The sequence below is a fragment of the Lysinibacillus sp. FSL M8-0337 genome, assembly GCF_038593855.1.
GTDB lineage: Bacteria > Bacillota > Bacilli > Bacillales_A > Planococcaceae > Lysinibacillus > Lysinibacillus sphaericus_D.
Window position 1 is genome coordinate 2,850,225 of the sequence record NZ_CP151996.1, and the last position, 18,550, is coordinate 2,868,774.

An 18,550-nucleotide genomic window follows, 5' to 3' on the forward strand; every position below is an offset into this window, starting at 1 on the left:
TCTTTTTTAAAAGCCTTGTTTCGGTATTGTTAATTCCTCTTGTCCATCATGAACAATATCAATTTTTCCTCCACCTGCTGAGCATTGCGTATGACATCGGGACAATAACGCTTGCTTGCCCTCGATATTGACATTTTCCATTCCTTCCATCCAGTCGATGGAGCATGCAGGCGTACATGGTTTTTTTAATTTCAGGCACACGCCAAAGGTTGGGATGTTGTCAGGTTTACGATCGCCCACATTCAATACGGCTTTCCCTTTAATATAAACGCCATGATCCTGCGGTAAATTTAAATAATTTAGATGACTACCATGCTCACAAGAAATAATTGCTCCATGAACCACATAACTAAATTGCTCTTGTTCTGAACCTTCTGTCTCCAAATTTTCTACAACTTGAGCCATTTAATAACCTACCCTTCGTATATGTTTCAAACTACGACTTATTCTTTGATTTTTGTTTGACTCCAGATGCATCAGTATACTTTAGCAATCAACGTTTTTTAGCTTCTTTCAAGTTTTACTCGCTGCAACTGAATGCCAAGAAATGGTCGTCTTAATATACTTTCTGCCACATCTAGATTAACGATTGTAAAAGAATTTCCTTGACTATTGACTTGAAAAATATAATCTAATTCAACCTTTTTCGGGTTTATCACAAGCTCCTTGATACGTCCATCTGGATAATACGTGGTTTCATGAGAAATACAATTCTTCTTTTCAACCTCCATCAGCCAATACAAGCGCTGTGTCCCCTTTTTTACATCCGTAAAAACAATAGCTGTAAACGCTAAGTGATCCTCATATTTTGCTAACAGCTTTTTTAATTGCTCTGACACAATTGTTCGAGGCTTTTCTAAATAATCTAGATATAGCCCCTGTTCTTTTTCCACCACTTCTGCAAATACTGAAGAGCACACAAAATCATCATCAAGGTCCGTCTTCAAAGGAATAATAGGATTGATAATACTTTGGTCTTGTTGAACAATAAAGTATTCCATTTTGTCCTCCTGTAAGCTTCAAATCCAATGAATGTCTTTTACCTGGGCTTGGCTAAATTGATACTTCGCTTGATCTCGTTGAAAAAAAGTGGCGCCCTTTAAATTAGCACCAGTAAAATTAGCACCTGCCATTTGTGCAAATTCAAATTTTGCCTGTTGCAAATTCGCATTGCTGAAATCCGTACCAAGGTAGCAAGGAACTTCATTATTAGGAAACTTCAATGTTTTTCCTTGTGCATGTCTAAAATTAACACCTGCTAAATTAGCATTTCGAAAATCTGCATCTTGAATCATTGCATACGAAAAATCAACATTCGCTAATTGACAACCAATAAAATTTGTACCAATGCAAACACTTCGATGCAATGAAGCCTCTGCTAAATTACTGTCTTGGAAATTTGCATAGGAAAAGTTCATATGGCTCAAATCTTGTTGCATTAATGATAGGTTTGAAAAGTTTTCAAACCTATACGATTGGTTCGCCTCTTTCTTCTCTAACGATAACAGGATATCTTTTTCCACTTGTTGCCGTTCGTCAATCAGTGCAATATCTTCACTAAACCCTTTATATTCTCCAGCTCGGAAACGCAAGCATGTCGCGCGTTGAAAATTGATTGTAGGGACGCTTTCTTGGTGATAGCGAAAGAGATAACGTAGCAATTGGACAATATATTGATGAAACTGTATAACGGTCTGCTGCAGAATGACTCGAACGTCCGTTGTTTGAATGCTAATATATGACTTTCTTTCTTTTTCTAGTGTATTTTGTAAATCCCTCATCGCTTCACAAAGCCAATGTGCTTCATATTTTGCTGTGCATTCTACCCAATCGAAATACCATGTTTCTCCATATGCTTCCAGCAAATACGTAAACTTGTTTTCTAGTAAAGATGTTCGTAGCAATGATAGATGAATAAAAGCAACTGGGGCTAACTTACCCTGCTGTTGCTGTCTGCTAATATTCGCAAATAATTGTTCAAATGCGTGAATGATTGGTTGAAGTAAAACTTCCTTGTCTTGACGAAACTGTCGATCGACTATTGCTTGTAACCGGTTGACATGGACTACCACACATTCATCCATAAAATGCTGTAAGGCTTCTTCTCGTTTCATGCGTCTACATCCCCACTAATTTGCTCGTACTTCTGTTCCTTTAATCTCCATTTTGTCCTCCATCTTGATTGAGTTCTCTTTACATGTCATCTCAATTTTTTCATTGGCATTGATCATAATTTGCTTGGCATTAATAACGACTTTGTCTGTTGCTTTTAAGTTAATGTTTTTATCACTAATAATAGAAATACCATTATCATCCATTAACGAAATCATTAATCCACCACCAGAAATGACAATACGATCAGGAGCTAGTAGAATTTGTTTACCATGCTTCGTTCTAAGTGTTTTTACATCTGGATCAGCCATACGTACTGGGTCTTGGCGGCTATCCTCTGGAGGTGCAGCACTACCGCCCCCACCTTGACTGGTCGGATTCGTTGCTGCTAACATAGCACCCGATTGTGGTGGTGCTTTGGTCACGGAGCTAATGGCAATCCCCTCATCCTCACGGTTGCTTGGGAAATAGATTCTCACATTGTCAGATAACTCTGGCATAAAATACCACCCTGTATTATCTTCTGACGCATAGATTGTTGAATATGGAAACCAATAGGCTGTACTCTTTTCTTGCCCCTCGTCAAAATCGACATGAATGCGGATTTTATCTCCTGCCACATCAATGACTTTTCCTTGAATAGACGCGCCGATAATTGCTTGATTATACGTCGTGTGAACACTGAAACCATTCTTTGGTGTAAGCGTATAAATATGCTTCAATAAGCCATTTTTAAGCTTCGATACGATTTTATAAACATATAGTTTTTTGGCTTGGAACGTGACTTCGTTGCCGATTTTGAATAGTTGGGTCGATTCTACTTCATAATACATATAGTCACTGTCCGTTATACTATCGAGATGATTTTTACTAGAAATAAGGAAGTTGCCAATTGCCTTTTTCACACGGTAATTGATTGCATCTATTTTCTGTACAGCACCTGCTTGAAATGGTACGCCGAAGTAAAACTTTGGTGCACTATGAACTGTGTCTGGCACTAAGCCCGTATGAAATCTAGAAGCCATACGTTTTAGAAACTCCCAGTCTGTCTCTAAATATTGCATTGTAAAGCTACCAATACTAGCACCCTTTGTGACATGATCCATAAAGTCGGCACCTGGTTGGTCGGCAATACATTCATTGATTAATTCTGTATATGGCATCTTAGCATGTTGGTACGTTTGGTTTTTTTTCTTCACATCTAATACATACGTATGTGAAACTGCCTTCACCTCCAAATAATACGTACCCAGCACCGATTTCACTTGTACATCTAATGCTAATCCATTAAAAATAGGCGATTGGCCATTACTGCCGATTTGCAATACTTCGATAGCTGTTTCAGCGTCAGTCATGTAAACGTAGGAGTCTTCAAGTTCATCTGGTATAATGCCTGTTAAATGTAATACCGCATGTTCATTCATTTGTTGTGTGATTTCGATTTCGCTGACGCGGATATTATAGGGCATCACAATTAAATCTTTATACGTCATTGCTGTTTCCTTGTTAACTCGCTCCATCAAACAACACCTTCTCCATCCAATGATTTGTTTTCGATTGAGATTAATTCCAACATGCCATAAGCAATCGGTTGCCATATATCCATTTCTTTTTTCAAGCAATTAACTGAACCCGTAGCCACATGGCCATCTATTATAAATAAAAACATTAAATTATAAATCTTGTTATCGAGTGCCTTCGAAATAAAATCAAAATAACCAATTTGTAGACCGTTCACTTCTTTCATGCCGATATCGAACATTTCAGCACCTGGCTGGAACTTTTGCACGATATTCATCATCGCTTCAGTAAAATCTTCTAACTCTTCTTCTTTTAATTGTTGTTCCATTAGTTTCATCGTGACGTTAATGGACGTGCTATCACTTGTGTAAATGTAATCCGGTCTACGGCTTGATGGATATTTAATATTCATTAAGTCCGATTCCATCTCTTCAAATGCTACAGGCATATACATTTGTATTTGATTCTCGTAAAAGCCAATCTGTGCAAATTCAATTGTTTCATCTTCAATTGTTAGCTGGCCATTTTGAATGGCTTTCACAATGTCCGTATGTAACAATTGCTTTTCAATGTTCTCTGTTCGTTTTTTCTGCCTTGCATGCTTGGTCATCTCAATTACTTCTTCATCCATATAACTCATTTTTTCGCCCTCCTTTGTTAAAAAGTCTTTTAGTATGCTTAGACCTGTCTTTTATTTTTCTTATAGCTAGTGTTGGTATAATACGACTTGCTTTGTGATGAAATCGTTAAAACATGCTCTTCTCTATTAATCTTGTTTTCTTAGCACATCACTACCTAATCCACAATCATACGTTTTGGGCGACCTTGACTGAGTCCCTTCATACGGCTGCCACCCTTTACGTCCATTAAAATACGATTTAAATACTTATGAATTTGACTATTACTTAACGTTTGATAGTCTAGCTCTAGCCTATTGCAAATATAGAAATCAATCGCATCTCGTTGCACTCTCTCCTGATTTAAACACTCTAAGGCAAAGGCTATATCATATGGATTGGTTGGGCGATATTTTAAAAGCTCTCGTGCAAAATATTGCAATATAAGTGGGTGGTAGGTGCTTTTTTGTATGCCAGCATAATGACAATGATGATAGTTTACTGTGTTATATTCAGTTGCAAAGTCGAGAAAGTCGATATGCTGTGAGCGCAGTTTGGCTCCTAATTTTAATTTAAAGCGTGCTAATTCTAGTTCATTTTGTGCAAGATCAACGGAATCATCTAAAATAATTTCTGTTGTGTAATGGGTATAATCAAGGTTATTCACTGCTTCAGGAAATCGTACTTTTAATATCGTTTCGTGCCCTGTAGCTTCATAAGGAAGCTCATAGCTACTATGTAGCATATATAGCCTTCCATTATGCTTAATAATGCCTTTTGTAATAATGAGTTGTGAATCTGCTACAATAATATGGACACCCGCAATAATGCCATTCGAGTAATCTTGGAAATACAGATCTAAAAACTCTCTTGGGTAATCTCGTAAATTCTCCAACATTTCTCGCTTTAAAATACGACCTTTTTGAAAATGTGGATATTGATTGGCAAACAAGCTGTCACCCACCTCTTTTCTTGTTTTCACTTTTGAGTGCTTACTTTAAGCCGTCGAAGAAATCTAATTCGGATAACTCCGTTTCAAACGCAAAGAATGCTTTATTGCCAACAAAAAGTTGCTCTTCTCTTCTCGCTACAGGAACGACATGGAAACCCCAGTGATCTTCTGCGGCAAATACAAAGAACTTCACTTCGCCATTTGTAATGGAATCCGTCTCATCTTGAGGAATTTTATCTTGATATTGCGCTGCGATATTTTCATATAGAGTCGGCGTAAAGTCTTCTTTACGGTTTATATAAATATATTTATATGGCGTTTGGTTATCGCTACCCGTTAGGAAGAATTCAACTTCCGTCACACCCCAAGGTCGAGAAATGCTGCCATGAATTTGGTTCAGTCGTTCTAAACTGCTTATCAGTAATTTTTCTTGGCGGTTATGTGTAAAAGCACTAACAGCATAAGGCACAACAGGCGCATGGTTCGTGACATTCGTTTCAATCATACCTATCTTTTTGGCATTTAAGTAACGCAGTGCGCCTCTTAAACACGATAATTTTAGTTCAGGTACTTTCCCGACGTTGTCAGCCTTTTGCCTAAATTCAATACTTCGTCCAGGTACAAATTCCTTTAATGCCTCACGAAAAGCATCAATTTTACACGATTGGCCTGTTAACTTAATAATTGAATATTCGCTAAGTTGTCCATTTTCATAAAACTCTTCCAAAAACTCTCGTACAATATCATATATATCAGCCTTAATAAGATGGTTAATTTCCTTAATATTAAAAAATACGTTCGGATAATCATACACATCTTTGAATTGATTGTTTTCTACTAAAGATAGACACCATCGGTCAACAGCAGTTACGTTCAAATCGCTCTCCTGCTGTAAATCTTTTTCCGAATAAAAACGACTTCGTAAAATGCCTGTTTTTCGGAAAAACTCCTTCTTCATTTCCTCAGCCATTTCCCATAAGAAATAATAATTATTGCGCACGCGCAAATACTCATCACGTGTACGATTTTCATATTCTTTAAAACGCGTAGGAATAATGTCTTCTGCTTCGCGAAAGGCCTTTTCAAATTGTTCATAGACCGCTTCCACACCATAATCGTCGACATAGCGATAGATATCCTTGCCAGGTATATCAATTAAAGTATCAATATCGTAGACGCTTGTGCCACGACTATAATAATTGCTAAAGACAATTTTCATAAATTGAAAAATTCGATAGGTAATATTATTACCGCCAAAATTTGTATCTCCATTTTCGTACGTTGTATGGATATCAATTTTATAAGAAATATGTCCATCCTCTATTGCAAATTGACAAGACGATAAATCGGTCGTACCACCTCCACAATCAATTACGAGTGCTTTATACTTTTTTCCATCCATAAAGCTATTATTCTCGATTTGATTAGCAATTGTATTATAGAGTACGGCCATTCCTTCATCGAGTGCATGCTCAGTTTCAATTTGATATTCTGGCAATATGGCGTGGAACATATCTAAAAATTGTGTCTTTAGTTTCACTGGACTGGAAATATGCAAATGCTTAAAGCGACATTTAAATTGATGCTCCGCCATGCGTATTATATATAACAAAAATTCCCTTATAATTTGACTACGAGGAACAATGGCTGTATTGCCGTTTGCATCCATTACTTCTTCTAATTTTGTATAATTACTTACCCATCGTTTAATCCCTTGAAACTTTGTGGCAAGAGAGGTATAGCTGTTTTTTTTCATCATCTTTAAAGCATCATAACCGACATGATAGTTTATTTGATCTGGATTCGAACAATCTGCCACACTCATCACAGTCGGTACTACTTCAATCCATTCGTTTTGATGGAGAGAATCAGGAAAAGCAACAAAATTTATGGTATTTAAGTGAATTCTTTTATTGAGCAAATCGTGACTACATGGCGAGGACACATAATCACTATCTAAATAGACTCCTGCCGTCGTATTAGTCGTTCCAAAGTCGATTGCAAGAATGGCTGTAGTTGTTTCAAGTTCTTTAATTTCTAAATCTGGTATAGGTACCTTATAATAATGGAGATTAGTAGGTGGTAGCGGATGTTCTTGATAATATGTTTTGTACATATACTCTGAATCTTGTTTTCTTAAAAAAATAAAGCTGTAATTTTTGTTTTTCGTTTGTCTAATGCCAATTGCTTGATCTGCAGCTAGAAAATAACGATTTGGATATTGGTCATCCTTGCGTAAATTCAGGAGACCACATAGCTCAAGCTGCTCATTCACTAGCAACACATTGGACTCTGTAAGAAATCCACCTGTTTCTACGAGATACTGATCAGGCTTATCGATTTTCATGCCGTTATATAAACTCATCTTTGCAGGAATTTTAATTTCTCCATTATCAGAAAGAGGCGTCTTTAAATATGTTTGCATCGTTGCTTCAACTCGTTCAAAACCCCCATCCTTCCGCTCTTTTATAAGAAGGGTTTCTTCAGCACCACGATAACGTAATATCGTTTCGATGAGTTGATCTCTTGTAAGAGTATTCATAAGACCTGTAACCAACTTTTCCTTGTAGCAAATATTTCGAAGTTGGAAAGTTGTCATCTCCATTAACTCAACCCGTGTAAATGTCATATACTTCTTTTCTGTGTAACGATTATTCGCATACAGCTTATACGAATATTTATTCATCCTGCATCCTCCTCCGCTAAAAGATCAATAAAGGGCTATTTGATCTAGCTTCATGGTCTCCTCTGTACCGATTATGCCAAAGTGATATTCCCAATAAACCTCCATATGGAAACTTACTGGCAAAAACAGTTCTTGAATAAGCTGCACTTTGCTATCATTGCGTTCAGTCTTTTTTTGAGCAATGTATAACAGTAGCTCATCGTGTTCCTCTGATCTAACATAAATAACACAGTGCTTAAAGAGCTTTTTGAGTGTATCTTTTAACAGATAAATAGCATCTCCTGTTTGATATAACCTTAAAAGATTGAGTACTACTATTTCTTGTTCCTTTTTCGTCAAAGCATATAAATTGTCCCGTACTCGTTCTCCGAATACGTTCATTTCCATTTCTTTCAATATAAATCGAACATAATATTCTCTCTTATTCATACCTTGCATGCGATCAATATCGGCTAGAAAATGAAGGACGATATCGAGTAAGTATTCTCTTAATTCCAAATCTGTTAAATTGTCAGGATGAAATAGGTCTTTAAATATTTCATCAAAGCGATAATATGGATTGATTTCCATATGTTGCACTACATCTTGTGTATTTAATAATGGTGGACTTAATTCCATATATGGTGAGAATGTTTTAGCCAGCATAAATTGAATATCCTTTTTACTAAAACCCTTCTCTTCTGCACTAATAAGAAAATCCCAAATATAGTTCATAGCCATGTACCTTCGCATTTATATTCAAAGAACTGCCTTTGTACTTCGGCCACTAGAAAGCTTAAGATGTCGTTTGAAATAAAATTTTTGGCCTCTTTCGCTTTAAATTCCAACAACATCGTTTTTTTGTTACTGTGCTCGCCTAACATATTTATTAAAAAAGGATTGGCTGCATAGCTAAAACTTTTGCCTTGGAATGCCTCCATAATTTTTATGTCAACAAGTTCTAGTTTTTCTGCTATTTCAAATGAATTAACAAGGCGAATTATTTCTCCTTTTGTTTTCACATTTACGCTATACTTACTAGCAAATTTATGCATAAAACGATCCATTCTGCGATTAGACAGTAGCTCGTAATGTAACTTGCCAATCTTTTCTTTTTCCAATTGTGCTATTTTTAATAATTGCCAACTTCCCGATTTATCTTGCGGAGATACGACCGTCAATTCACTTTCGGAGCGCTTAACATATCTAACATTGTTTTCATCACTTTCAATGAGATAGCCATGCTGGTTTCCCATTTTTCGAAGCGAAAGGACATGTTCGTAATTCACTTTATCAATTGCAGGTATTGGAAATCCTACATTTTTTACTTCGTGCCTTTGAATGTTCCACAATGGTACCATGTTCAGGTGTTTCATTTGTTCAAACTCTTGTAAATCAATGGTTATGTTAATAATCTCCGTATCCTCGTTGAAAGTCGGACATTCAACTAACACAACATCAAAAAACTTGTGAGCAAAGGGATGATTGATTGTTTTCCACGGTAACCCATTCATATGAAATATAGGATATAATTTTTCAATTTCATCTAAATACATTGTATTTTTTTGCAAACGCACCTTAACCTCTACAGATCCATCTGTCGTTAATAGTGTTCCTGTAAAAAGTCTTTGTTCTGTAATAAATTGATTAAGTTGCCATGTATCACATTGTAAGAACAAAGTAAGAAGGACTGTTTTTTTATGTTCATTTAGTGAATCGAGCAATGTTGCCGCATCGATTGGCTGCTTATCAAGATCAGATGGGAGCATCGGGAATAAGCAATCATGAATTGGATCGACATCTTCTTTTGCACAAAGTGTGACATAAATATCGTACTTATTTTCCAAATCATCGATTTCATTGAATATCCGTTCCTCTAGCCTTTTATTCATTTCTTCTTGATAGTCTATTAAATTGACAAATACGCCACTAACAATATCTTTTAACAGTTGCCGTTGCTCTAAATTTTCAACTTTACGTAACCGTTCAAACATGAGCTCTTTCATCACGTTACTTTCCTTCTTTCATCATCTCCATATTTGAAGGCTCTTCAGCGCCTGTTGCTTCATCCATCGATGGGGTTGCAGTGTCAGCTGCTTGTCCTTGAGGAACTGGGTTTAATTTATCATTTGCATTCATAATTTTTCGCTCTAGTCCTAAAACCTTTGCAAGTAACTCTGTTTCCTGATAAATTTCCTGAGCCAATGTGTAAGATTCAATCGCTTTCCCGTAATCTAAACGCGCATAGCTTTGGTCTCCACTCTTTTCTAAACCTTCAGCTTGTAATTGTTTCTGAGCCTTCTTTAGTTCAGCTATTTTTTCTTCTGTTTCTTCAATTTTTGTCTTGATTTGCTCTTCACCAGTAAAAGCAACAGCTAGCGCTTTCTTTCTTGCTTTTTGATAGATATCTAAGGCACCATTATAATCTTCAGCCTCAAATCGAAAATCCCCATCCTTGATAGCTTCCACAATTTGTACGATGGAATCCATATTCGCAATTCTTTCTTCAATGACTTCTTTTCCAAAACCTTTTATAAGTTTTCCTTCTTTATTGGCTTTTTCATAATGTTCCATTGCTTCAGAAAATTGCCCTTCTTCAGATGCCTTATCTCCATTTATGATGAGTTGTGTTACTCTTAATTTTTTCGCAAGCAAATTTCTATGTACGGGGTCTTTTAATTTTTTCGCAGCATTTCTACCTTCACTATATTCCAGTAAAGCATCCGCATAATTCCCATCTTGGAAATTCAAGTTTCCTGTCTTTTCATGCTCTTTCATCTCTACTGTTAATTCTGCTAATTTTTTTGCTTGTTTTGCTTGATAGTAAATCGTACTACCCCCAACAATTAATGTTACAATAAGCGCAGCAGCAATCATTTTGATGTATTTCATTTTTTTCTTGTTTGTTTCTTGATAAACTTTATTAGCAAATATCGCTGCCATTGTATAGTTATTGACAACTTTGCGTTGCCTACTTAATAGTACTTCTTCTAATAATTCAGTATATTGCTCCGGATCCTTTATACTTTCCAACGCATCAGCCATTTCAATTTCACTAACTTCTTCCCAAAATCCAGCTGTGCATAGTAGCAACACATCGCCATCCATAAGTTTCATCTTTTTCGAAATATACGGTTGGAAATTTGATGGTTTACCAAGATAATTGAGTAAATTATTTCTTTCTTCATGATGGCTGATATCGAGAGAACGGTTTCTATCATTCACTAGTTCATCTGCTAAACTTTGATCATTGCTTTTATAAGTCACGATGCCATTTCGAAAGTGATAAAGTCGGGAGTTTCCTGCTACGGCATAGATCATTTTAGAGTAATCCGAGACGACCATGATAATGCTTGCTTTTAACCTTACCCTTAAGCTTTGGGCCTGAAGAACAGCTTGGGCATTTTTTATATACTTTTTTATTCTCTTTCTAGACATCGATGGTTTTTCCATAAACTTTTCCAGAATGCCTTTTACTGCTAATTCTGCACTATTGATTTCTTGATCAGAATCTAGCCCTTTCACTGCTACCCAGCAAGCAACATCATCCAGCTCCGCATAAGCAAAGTAATCTTTATTTTGCATAAATGAACCCGCTTCGGATAGAAAGCTTGTTTTGAAGTCGCTGTTTTCCTTTCTCATCATTCTCCTCCTTCTTCACTAACCTAATCAGATGCACATCTTAACAATCATTAAGCCCATGTCTTCTCTAATATCACAATGGTTGCATTGTCTTGATTTTTTAAACGTTTTTGTTCGACAGCTTTGATTATATTTTGAGCAATATCATAGGGAGGAGCGTGCTGAGAAAGGATTCTTTCCATTTCTACTTCTGTTAAGGTATCGTAGACGCCATCGCTAAATAGACAGACCTTATCCCCTCTTTTTAGCTGAATCGGTTTATTTCCAGTATCTAAATTTTTAAATCCCTCATATCCTAGATAGTTAATAAGTCTCTTTTTAAGTGGGTTTTCTTGAACTTCTAGTTGAGAAATTTCTCCTGAAATATAACGTTCTTTTAATACAGATTCAAAAATATGTTTTTGATTAATTGCTATAAATTCTCCATTTCGAAATAGCGTAATAACACTATCTCCAACAGCTCCCCAATGTAGGAAACCTTCCTTATCAATTACTGCAGCTACTAAAGTGGTTCCCCCATTAGAACCATTTAAATTTTCTACAATCATGCGATTACTTGTTAAGGCGGTTTCTTTAAAATAAGATTGTATATTTGCTATACTTTTTTGCTTCATAAACTCTTGAATAAATGTGGTAACTGCGATTGTACTTGCCATTCTGCCGTTGGCTAATCCGCTAATGCCGTCTGCAAGAACTGCCATCGTACCAACTTTTGTTTCAACTGTAGAGAAATAATCATCTTGTTCGGCTCGTCTGCCAATAGTTTGACCATTTCCTATTTCTATCTTACCGTGCTCTCCTTTATGCATAAGAAGCTTGCGTAGGATGAGCAAAGCAATGATGACGACGATGAAACTAAGTACAATTATGTAAGATAGTAGTGTCTGATCCATGTCTCATCATTCCTCGCCTTGGTTGTTTTCCCATTCGAAGTGAACACCACATAGGGGAATAAATAAAAACATACTTCTTCCTAATTGAATAACATCGTAGGCCGCTAACTCTGTTGGTGTATAAACTGCTTCATTATTTAAATAAGCCAAGCCAGATGCATCTCCTGGAAGAAGATAGAAATTTCTTTTTTTAGGATCGTATACTATAACTGCATGATTACGTTTGGAAATGCTATTATCACCGATTATTCGTATATGCATATCTTCTGCTCGCCCAATGAAATTTTTCTCAGACAAAATTCGATAGTCACGACCCATTGGTGGCCCTTCAATACAAACTAACCATCCAGTTACAGGGTCAATCCCGTCCATTTCTCCTAGATAGGGCATCGTTTTATCATCTACTTCTGCCACTGCTGTTGCTGTAGTAGTTCTAGGCTCCTGTTCAACCGTTACATTACAATAAGGACAAACATTTCTATGTCTTCTTGAACTAAACATGTGACCATTTGTACATCTAATCAAACTCATATCATTAACCTCCATCTTCATCTTGGCAACAAATCTAGCAACTTTTTATTTTGCTAAAATTCGTGTATTTGCTATGTATATAATATCGCCACTATTTAAGCGATAAGGATTTTCCTGTTTTAAACTACTTTTTACACGTTTGTGTGCTTTTTTTATACCGACACCATTTACAGAGTCTATGTCTTCTATGTACCACATACCAGATACACAATTTAAAACAGCATGTTCATAATTAATAAGCGATTCATATTCCGTGCCAGTTAAATCAATATCTACCTCTTGTTCACTAGAGCTTTTGCCAATCAACATGGAGGTTTTATCATTTAACAACCATTCTTCTACTTCCGCTCCACGTTCATTGAGCAATACAATTTTCTGAATATTTGTATCTGTATACTCATACATTGTCTCTTTTGCTTCGTATTTGATTAATCCATAAGCAATGATAATTATTGCCAGCATCGACCCAATAATAATTTTCAATAGAAAGTCCTGATTCATCACAAATACATATAAAATAAAAAAGAAGGCGATGATTACGATGATAATATCGATAATTTTTATCATCATTTGTCTATTTGCATTGTACGTGTTTACTTCTACAGTATTTTTCATATTATTCACGATAGCATTCTCCTCCTCGCTAATTTGTTTTATTTATTAAAAAATCGTTCGAATAAATCAGTTGTATCTAAAGGGTTTTTCTTTGCTGTTTTATGCAGTGTGGATGATGTTTCTTTCGTTTTTGGATTAAATCCAAAAAAATGTTCGAAATTTTTCTCAATATCATTCATATTAAATGCTTGTTGATGGGTAGTTGTTTGAGCTTTTGTTTTTGTCGAATGTTCATAGCTATGATCACTGTTTTTTGTCGTTCCATTCAGGCGAGCATCGTAGGCCTCTCTAGTAGACGTATCTTTCAATACTTTGTAAGCTTCTTGTACTTCTAAAAAAATTTTTTCGGACTCTTTATTGCCTCCACTTACGTCAGGATGATGCTTTTTGGATAATTTTCTGTATGCGAGCTTAATTTGATCTTGGGTGGCTTGTCTGCTGACGCCTAAAATTTCATAATGATTTTTCACTATTTTTCATCCCCTGTATTAGGATTATTCAAAATTATCTAAGGAACTATATAGTCCCTTAGATAATAGTGTGTTCTATCAAACTTCTACATTAAACAGCATAGCCGCCTTCGATTTTCGCTAAATCTGTTTTATCTTTCTTCTGCTTAATGAATAAGAAGAATTCACCAATACCTTCTGTGTCGCCATATCTTTCTGTATAGTCAACAACAAACGCATTTGGGAAGTGAATTTTTCGTACAACTTGATCAGCTGAGATAACTTCAAGTGTTACTTTACGGTAACAGTCCGACTTTTCAGCAGGTACTAATGACCATAATCCTAATTTCATCGTATCATCTGAATTATCACCATCTGTTGCTGTTAGGATTTTACCCTTTACTTTTAAAGTTGCACCCACATCTGTTGAGCGAGCGTTAGAGTCATTCGGTGTATCTGTTTCATACTCGACAGTCATAATGCTCTCTAATCCTAATTCAATTGCCTCTGAACCTTCTACTTTTAATACAAAACCCATTCTTATTCCCTCCTAATAGTTGTTGAATTCACTCTTTAAATCGTGCTTGATAAAATTGACCATATTTCTAGCTGACTTCATTTCTCGTATCGTTTTGCAAGAACGTAACGAGAAATATGTAAGGATTTTATCAAGCCCGTCATTTGAGTAAATTCATATTTATGTTAAAAGATTTGCTTAAATAACAAATCTTAAACATACGATTTAAACAATCGATGTCTGTAGTTTCTTCATGTTCGGTTTTTATGCTTTAACAGCACTTGTCCCTTTAGTAATCATGACTTCAAGATTTTTCACATTACCGTTAAATACAAGGTCGATTTGACATAAGCTTGTTTTCTCATCAATGATGTAGCCAATATCATCTCCATCATGAATGATCGAGTTTACATGCCCTTTATCATTTAGCCACTTACTTTTTTGACTACTTGGATTATTACTAAAGAAGCGAACGATATTCTCGTGCTTAAAGTCACCTGATTGGAATCTTAGAATTCTTTCAATATACGTACTAACTTGTGTTTTGTAGATTGAGTCGAATCCATCTTCTTCCATCGCCAAGCTTCTAGCTTTATATACTGTAATACGTTTAATATCTTTATCCTGCAGTTGTGCATTTTCAGATGAGAATACAAATCCAAAGCTTCTGCTATTAATCGCATCTTTAATATTATTTGTAAATCCAGATATTTCTTTCGCCATCGTAGTCACAGCACGTAATGAGTTGTCACCTGCTTCAATGTCAAAACGAACCCCCGGATAATTTCTCTTCACATTTCTAAATGATTCTTTTAAATACTCTGGACATTGATAAGCGGACACAATTCCTGCTGCTACATAGCTTGCGCCTACATATACACCCTCGATCCAAAGTTTTAAAATATCTTCTTTTTCTTTTGATAGTCGCGCACCATTCTCCGTTGTCTGCATTCTTGTATCAATGACAACTCCAGACTTATCTTTCGGAATTATAGTAAAGTTTGGCAAGCAAGGGATTGCAAATTCACTATAATCTTTGCGAACGAGCACCGAACATTTATCGATTAAACGGTCAATACCTGCCGTAGCGATACCATTAAACGTTGTCTCTTCTTCAGCCATAAAATTAAAGAATATTTGGACTTTATAATCTTTGACTGTATCCAGAAGACTAGATAAAGATTCCATCGTGTTGCCTTCCTGCTTTGCAACTTTTTCATTTCCTTTAAATCGAGATCTAGTCACTTTCATCTTTCCAGAAGCTTCAAGTTCAAGTGATGGGACGATTCCATACCATACTGTATCCGTAAAATCATTTTTCGAGTTGACAGTATTTAAATACGTGCGCAATCTTGGCAAATTATTACTTTTAACAAGCATATCTAGTTTTGTATTTGTAACTAATAGCGAAGGTTGCATCCCTTTATTTTTAGTTGCATATTGGTCAAAGTACATTTTGACTCCCAGTAGCTTTTCAACTAATGGCTTTACTGTCTTTACAAATTCATCCTTAGCATCCTTATAGAATTCTAGGTATGTATTGTAATTTTGTACTTCTGTTTCAACATCAAAATCCGCTTTCACTGATGGTAAAGGGGAAAATGTTCTTACGACTAAATCCTTTACATAAGAAGATGGGGATTCTGTGATTGCTTCATAGTCTTCTTCGAAAACAGTACTTAAACCATAATTACTATTTTCTTCAATAACCATCAGCTCTGATGAATTCGTTTGAGGTGCTTCAATAATTTTTAATTCACCCGTGTCCCCAATAGTAAGTGTTCCAATTTGTAACTTTTCGGACTCATTTTCCTCCTGATTAGCACCTAGCAAAAGTCTTGTTTTAATATCTTCAATTGCTAATGGCAACATGGCCATAACATTGTTATAGTTTCTGCTGGCAACCTCGAACATCAGATTTAACTTATCTCCAGTGTCTAGCTTCTTCGGATCACCATCGTCTAACTTGTCATATTCACCATACAAGTAATGAATTTCTTTTCTTACTTGGCGTATATCATCCATTACTTTTTTAGGAGAAATCATGTCTAATAGATTTTCAAATTTAAAATCTACATTCGTAATTCCTTGGCTTCGTTTCGTATCAATAAGGGTGAAAAGCATTTTCAAAAAATCATTGTTTTGATCAATCGCGATTTCAGAAATGCAATCGTCTTGAATGCCTTCTGGTTTTTTTAGCGTATACATTACTTTTTGATTAGCAGCATTGTAGAATGAATAAACCGTTGGAGAGAATTTATCTAAAAATTCATCGAAGCTTTTTACAAGTAGATATTGATTTATTTCTTTGATTTTCTCATCGCTTAGACTATCAATTCCTTTAACATCCCCAACAAGTGTAATTAAATCTAACTTTTCCGGATTAATTTCCTCAAAGAGCATCGTTCTGTTTGTTTGATTAATAATCTCCATTTTTTCGGCTGTAATGTACAGCCATCCCTCCCTTAATAATGGATTAAATAAGCATAGTCATTAGTGAAGTCATTAAAAATCTTTAAAAATTCCTATTTAAAACTTTTTAGTTATTTTATGTAAATAATTAGGCGTTAGAATCCCTTTTATTTTAGATTTTTAATGCATCATCAAGCATAGTTTAAATTCGTATATGGTATAGATAATCTATAGTACCTGATGTTTAAAATATGTACTGTCTACTTCACTGATGAGTAAAATGGCTTCACTAAAATTCCGTTAAATGAACCCTTCACTAATAACAATTTGTATCACAAAGTAACTATACAATATCTTATTTTATTGTCAATATTTACATTGGTACTTTTTTCTATTAATGTACTGTTATTAGTAATTTTTAACCAAAAGAAAAAAGCACAATTTAAACTTACTAAATTTTTAAAAAACACTGATATATCAATAAAAAAACAGCCTATGGATTCATTATAAAAATTCCAAAAGCTGTTTCATATTTATAATTATGTAAATAAAAAATGATTAATAAGGATTAAAATTGATATCCAGGTGGCTATTTATTATTATATCACGCTAAGTAATTTTGCATTTTTTGTTTAAATTTCTCAATTAGTATAGCTATTTCCACCCATTTCAGTGAGGAGCACCGTTTTTTTGGCTCGACTATTAGGCACCACTTAATGATTTTCGCCATTACTATACTCACATTTTTATTATAGTTCCTTATATTCACCAGCTGGTCATCAATCACTCTTTGCGAAATATCTAGTGGCACAATATTTGTCATTGAATAGTATATAGTAGCAGCTAGGCTAAAAATATCTGTATAGATTCCTTGTTCAGATTGATTTGAGTACTGCTCGATTGGTGAATATCCTGCAGTTGTATATATAGTAGGATTAATAGTTGTTTCATAGTAAATTGCCGAGCCAAAGTCGAGTAAACGAGGACTGCCTTCCTTATCAATAATAATGTTATTAGGTTTTATATCTCGATGAATAATTCCTTTGTTGTGTAAATAACATAGTGCATCTATTATTGGAAGAAATATTGTATCAAATAATTGAACCCTAGTATTTAATTGATAATTTAATAAATATTTATCCATTGGCGTCCCTTTATGAAGTGCCATAACAATATAGACTGAATTATTCTCCTCAAAGTGGGTCACATATTCTACAATATTTTTATGATTTACTTGTTCCAATATTTGTGCTTCATGAATAAAATTGTCCTTTAGTTGCTCAAACTGTTGTTTTTTAGATGGCGAGCGATAAATAATGGTCTTATTATCTAAATCCCGTAAAGCTATTTCTCTGGAAAAAAACTCCTTTATCACTTGTTGCTCGCCCGTTTGCACATGTTCGGTAAGATATACAATAGACAATTTACTTGTGGATAGAATTTCTTTTATTCTATATGTATCTTTTAGTGTTGTATGAACTGATAAACAACACTCCGAATGAATAGCATTCATTATTTTCGCCCATCCTTTACTATATTTTTTAATAAAAAGACAAGAGTTAATTACAATTAAATGTATTTATTCAATTTTATTACTACATTAACTAACTATAATATCAGTGTT

At 35.1% G+C, this 18,550-nt stretch carries 17 protein-coding genes; all 17 read right to left on the minus strand.

Annotated features, from left to right (window positions below):
* Positions 1–6 precede the first annotated feature (6 nt).
* Positions 7–405 (minus strand): DUF4280 domain-containing protein, encoded by a 399-nt coding sequence (locus MKY08_RS13630; RefSeq protein WP_024361243.1) that lies wholly within the window; start codon positions 403–405, stop codon positions 7–9.
* A 98-nt stretch (positions 406–503) separates the two neighbouring features.
* The gene (locus MKY08_RS13635; RefSeq protein ID WP_024361244.1) at positions 504–1,001 is read right to left on the minus strand and encodes a hypothetical protein; all 498 of its coding nucleotides are present in this window, start codon (positions 999–1,001) and stop codon (positions 504–506) included.
* An 18-nt stretch (positions 1,002–1,019) separates the two neighbouring features.
* Positions 1,020–2,114 carry a pentapeptide repeat-containing protein gene (locus tag MKY08_RS13640; protein ID WP_069509023.1) on the minus strand — a complete coding sequence of 365 codons (1,095 nt, stop codon included), beginning with the start codon at positions 2,112–2,114 and terminating at the stop codon, positions 1,020–1,022.
* A 15-nt stretch (positions 2,115–2,129) separates the two neighbouring features.
* Entirely contained in the window at positions 2,130–3,632 is a 1,503-nt protein-coding gene (locus MKY08_RS13645; protein ID WP_069509025.1) for a phage baseplate assembly protein V, read from the minus strand.
* On the minus strand, positions 3,632–4,273 hold the full coding sequence (locus MKY08_RS13650) for a hypothetical protein (protein ID WP_069509028.1): 642 nt from the start codon (positions 4,271–4,273) through the stop codon (positions 3,632–3,634). The genes MKY08_RS13645 and MKY08_RS13650 overlap by 1 nt, the downstream gene beginning before the upstream one ends.
* A gap of 155 nt (positions 4,274–4,428) precedes the next feature.
* Positions 4,429–5,202, minus strand: coding sequence for a hypothetical protein (locus MKY08_RS13655; RefSeq protein WP_024361248.1), 774 nt, complete (start codon positions 5,200–5,202; stop codon positions 4,429–4,431).
* A 40-nt stretch (positions 5,203–5,242) separates the two neighbouring features.
* The gene (locus tag MKY08_RS13660; protein WP_069509031.1) at positions 5,243–7,888 is read right to left on the minus strand and encodes a molecular chaperone; all 2,646 of its coding nucleotides are present in this window, start codon (positions 7,886–7,888) and stop codon (positions 5,243–5,245) included.
* Positions 7,889–7,912: 24 nt separating this feature from the next.
* A complete protein-coding gene (locus MKY08_RS13665) occupies positions 7,913–8,608 on the minus strand; it encodes a hypothetical protein (RefSeq protein WP_024361250.1) in 696 nt (231 codons plus the stop codon).
* Positions 8,599–9,873, minus strand: coding sequence for a normocyte-binding protein (locus MKY08_RS13670; protein WP_069509189.1), 1,275 nt, complete (start codon positions 9,871–9,873; stop codon positions 8,599–8,601). Before MKY08_RS13670 ends, MKY08_RS13665 begins: the two co-directional genes overlap by 10 nt.
* 4 nt (positions 9,874–9,877) lie before the next feature.
* Positions 9,878–11,509 carry a serine/threonine protein phosphatase gene (locus tag MKY08_RS13675; RefSeq protein ID WP_256093116.1) on the minus strand — a complete coding sequence of 544 codons (1,632 nt, stop codon included), beginning with the start codon at positions 11,507–11,509 and terminating at the stop codon, positions 9,878–9,880.
* A 50-nt stretch (positions 11,510–11,559) separates the two neighbouring features.
* Positions 11,560–12,402, minus strand: a complete 843-nt coding sequence (locus tag MKY08_RS13680) for a protein phosphatase 2C domain-containing protein (protein WP_069509035.1) — start codon at positions 12,400–12,402, stop codon at positions 11,560–11,562.
* A 6-nt stretch (positions 12,403–12,408) separates the two neighbouring features.
* Positions 12,409–12,933, minus strand: coding sequence for an FHA domain-containing protein (locus MKY08_RS13685; RefSeq protein WP_069509038.1), 525 nt, complete (start codon positions 12,931–12,933; stop codon positions 12,409–12,411).
* 45 nt (positions 12,934–12,978) lie between these two features.
* Complete coding sequence (locus tag MKY08_RS13690; RefSeq protein WP_051147702.1) at positions 12,979–13,548, minus strand: FHA domain-containing protein; 570 nt, start codon at positions 13,546–13,548, stop codon at positions 12,979–12,981.
* A gap of 38 nt (positions 13,549–13,586) precedes the next feature.
* Positions 13,587–14,018 carry a DnaJ domain-containing protein gene (locus tag MKY08_RS13695; protein ID WP_069509041.1) on the minus strand — a complete coding sequence of 144 codons (432 nt, stop codon included), beginning with the start codon at positions 14,016–14,018 and terminating at the stop codon, positions 13,587–13,589.
* Between the two features lie 91 nt (positions 14,019–14,109).
* Positions 14,110–14,535, minus strand: coding sequence for a hypothetical protein (locus tag MKY08_RS13700; RefSeq protein WP_024361257.1), 426 nt, complete (start codon positions 14,533–14,535; stop codon positions 14,110–14,112).
* A gap of 243 nt (positions 14,536–14,778) precedes the next feature.
* Entirely contained in the window at positions 14,779–16,947 is a 2,169-nt protein-coding gene (locus MKY08_RS13705) for a transcriptional regulator (protein ID WP_069509044.1), read from the minus strand.
* Positions 16,948–17,530: 583 nt separating this feature from the next.
* Positions 17,531–18,439 (minus strand): serine/threonine-protein kinase, encoded by a 909-nt coding sequence (locus tag MKY08_RS13710; RefSeq protein WP_069509047.1) that lies wholly within the window; start codon positions 18,437–18,439, stop codon positions 17,531–17,533.
* Positions 18,440–18,550 lie beyond the last annotated feature (111 nt).